Below are 2,941 nucleotides of genomic sequence, written 5' to 3'. Positions count from 1 at the left end.
CCTTCGGCATTTACTTAATTTTTTGAAAATTTCAAAGTTCATTTCATTATAAGCAGTCGCCTGTTAAAACGCAAGAAACAAATTATGAATTATAAACCGCGACAGAATACATATTATATCATTCCAAGGGAACTATATGAACTATATACTGTTATAGGGTGATATGATATGGCGAAAGTTGGGGACTGTCCCGGATTTGAAACCTTTGGCGAAGATGTACGGGCCGCACGGGAAGCCTTGGGGCTTACGATCAAGGCACTGGCAGAACAGATAAATATTGACCCGCGGTATCTTTCAGAAATTGAATTGAAGCCTACCATTCCAAGTATCCCTGTGATTTTGCAGTTGGTACGGGTCTGTCGCTTGCCGATAGAACGCTATTTCAACCCTGAACTTGTCGGGGAGGACAGCGCCCAGCGTCAGCGGGTCAGCCACAAGTTGAAGCTATGCCCGGAAAAGTACTTGCCCATCGTCGAAGCTACCATTGACGGAGCAATCAAATTGGACGAATAGATGCCGTTTTGCGAGAGCGAAACGGCATCTATTTTTTTGCGCCTTTTTCAGAAAATGCCTGCCGTTGGCGGGCATTTTTGCTTCCCACAGGTGTCTTGTTAGTGCGAAGGACGGGGGAAGTGGTACGGGGGAGGGGTAACGTAGCAAGCATAGGGAGTGTAGCCACACTCCCGGAAAACGGCCCGCCCCGGGCCGTGTCCGTTTTCGCTTGTTGGGATAATCCCAAACCCTTATGCAGAACGGAGGTGACGCATGGCGAACAGGAAGCGGAAGATCGTGCTGCGTGTCCCGGTGACGGCGGAGGAACAGGTGTTGATACAACAGAAAATGGCCTTGCTCCATACGGCCAACTTTTCGGCCTACGCCCGGAAGATGCTGATTGACGGCTATATCGTCAACGTGGACACCAGCGACATCCGGGCGCAGACGGCGGAGATACAGAAGATCGGCGTCAATGTCAATCAGATCGCCCGCAGAGTGAACAGCACCGGCACAGTGTACGCGCAGGACATGGAGGACATCAAGGGGGCGCTGGCGGAGATATGGCGGTTACAAAGATACATCCTATCAAGTCAACGCTGAAAAAGGCTCTTGACTACATTGAGAACCCGGAGAAAACCGAGGATAAAATGCTGGTGTCCTCCTTTGGCTGTTCCTATGAAACGGCGGACATCGAATTTGAAATGCTGCTTGCCCAGGCCATCCAGAAAGGCAACAATCTGGCTCACCACCTGATACAGTCCTTTGCTCCCGGCGAGGCCACGCCGGAGCAGGCCCATGAGATCGGGAAGCGGCTGGCCGACGAGGTGTTGCAGGGCAAATACCCCTATGTGCTGACGACCCACATTGACAAGGGCCATGTCCACAATCACATCATTTTCTGCGCTGTGGATATGGTGAGCTGCCGGAAGTATGTTTCCAACAAGCAAAGCTATTCTTTTATCCGGCGCACCAGCGACCGGCTGTGTCTGGAATATGGACTATCCGTAGTGAAGCCGGACCAGGATAGAGGCCAATCCTATGCCGAGTGGGACGCCCAGCGACGGGGCCGGAGTTGGAAAGCGAAGCTGAAAATTGCCATTGACGCCGCTATCCCCCAGGCAAAGGATTTTGAAGATTTTCTGCGGCTCATGGAGAGGCAGGGCTATGAAATCAAGCGGGGCAAATTCGTGTCGTTCCGCGCCCCCGGCCAAGAGCGGTTTACCAGGTGCAAGACGCTGGGCGAAGCCTACACCGAGGAAGCCATCACCGAGCGCATCCAGGGCCGGGCCATCGCTACACGGAAGCCAAAAGCCCGCAAGGGTATTTCCCTGTGTATCGACATTGAGAACAGCATCAAGGCCCAGCAATCGGCGGGCTATGCGCGATGGGCGAAGATACACAACTTGCAGCAGGCGGCAAAGACGATGAATTTCCTGACCGAGCATGGGATTGACGCCTATTCCGATCTGGAAAGCCGGGTAGCGGAGATCAGAGCCGCCAGCGAGGAAGCCGCCGCCGCGCTGAAAACAGTGGAACACCGTCTTGGGGAAATGGCCGTGCTGATAAAGAACGTCACCACCTACAAGCAGACCCGGCCCGTGGCGATAGAGTACCGGCGGGCGGCGGACAAGTCCCGGTTCCGGCAGGAGCATGAAAGCGCCCTGATACTGTACGAGGCGGCGGGCTGTGCCTTGCGGGAGAGCGGCGTGAAGAAGCTGCCCAATCTGGCCGCGCTGAAAGCGGAGTATGCCCGGCTGTCGGAGGAAAAGGAACGGCTGTATGCGAAGTACGGCGAAGTGAAAAAGGAGCTGAAAGAGTACGGCATCATCAAGCAGAATGTGGACGGCATTTTGCGGGTGACGCCCCGGCAACAGGAAAGGAAGCAAGAGCTGTGAGCATACCGAAGATGAACTATCCGCAGTACCGCAAGGCCCGGAGGCTGACGCGGGAGTGCTGCAACAACGTGGGCGGCAACTGCCTCCTGCTGGATGACGGAGAGGAATGTATCTGTGTGCAGAGCATTTCCTACTCCCTGCTGTGCCGCTGGTTCCGGGCGGCTGTCCTTCCGCTGGACGCTGTTCTGTGCGCCGAGATCGTCAAAGACCACGATCACCTGAAGCTGTGCTGTGAGTGCGGGGCCAGCTTTACGCCGAAGTCCAATCGGGCGAAATACTGTCCAGCCTGCGCCAAGAAAATGCGCCGCCGTAAGGAGGCCGAACGGCAGAGGAAAAGATACCACCGGCCTACGCATTTAGAGGGGTAAAAGCCCGCTGTTTTCAAGGGTTACAGAGGCCGGTCAGCGGGGTGGCTGAATGATTTATCAATTACCCGCTGAAACGGCGTTCTAAATGCGTAGAAAATGGGTGCAAAAAACCGGGGCGCGAGAGCCATTATTTCGGCTCCCGCGCCCCGGTTTATATTGGCAATCTGCCTCCGACTGTGATAT

At 54.8% G+C, this 2,941-nt stretch carries 4 protein-coding genes; all 4 read left to right on the top strand.

The features are described 5' to 3' along the window. The first annotated feature begins 168 nt into the window (after positions 1-168). The 4 genes from JX325_RS14620 (at position 169) to JX325_RS14605 (ending at position 2,758) form a co-directional block, all read left to right on the top strand. On the top strand, positions 169-513 hold the full coding sequence (locus JX325_RS14620; protein ID WP_204791811.1) for a helix-turn-helix domain-containing protein: 345 nt from the start codon (positions 169-171) through the stop codon (positions 511-513). A 252-nt stretch (positions 514-765) separates the two neighbouring features. Beyond that, positions 766-1,095, top strand: a complete 330-nt coding sequence (gene mobC / locus JX325_RS14615) for a plasmid mobilization relaxosome protein MobC (RefSeq protein WP_204791810.1) — start codon at positions 766-768, stop codon at positions 1,093-1,095. Continuing rightward, entirely contained in the window at positions 1,056-2,390 is a 1,335-nt protein-coding gene (locus tag JX325_RS14610) for a relaxase/mobilization nuclease domain-containing protein (protein WP_204791809.1), read from the top strand. Before mobC ends, JX325_RS14610 begins: the two co-directional genes overlap by 40 nt. After that, the gene (locus JX325_RS14605; RefSeq protein ID WP_204791808.1) at positions 2,387-2,758 is read left to right on the top strand and encodes a cysteine-rich VLP domain-containing protein; all 372 of its coding nucleotides are present in this window, start codon (positions 2,387-2,389) and stop codon (positions 2,756-2,758) included. The genes JX325_RS14610 and JX325_RS14605 overlap by 4 nt, the downstream gene beginning before the upstream one ends. Positions 2,759-2,941 lie beyond the last annotated feature (183 nt).

It is taken from the genome of Oscillibacter sp. CU971 (genome assembly GCF_905219725.1).
GTDB lineage: Bacteria > Bacillota > Clostridia > Oscillospirales > Oscillospiraceae > Oscillibacter.
This window is presented reverse-complemented; position numbering and strand designations above follow the sequence as displayed.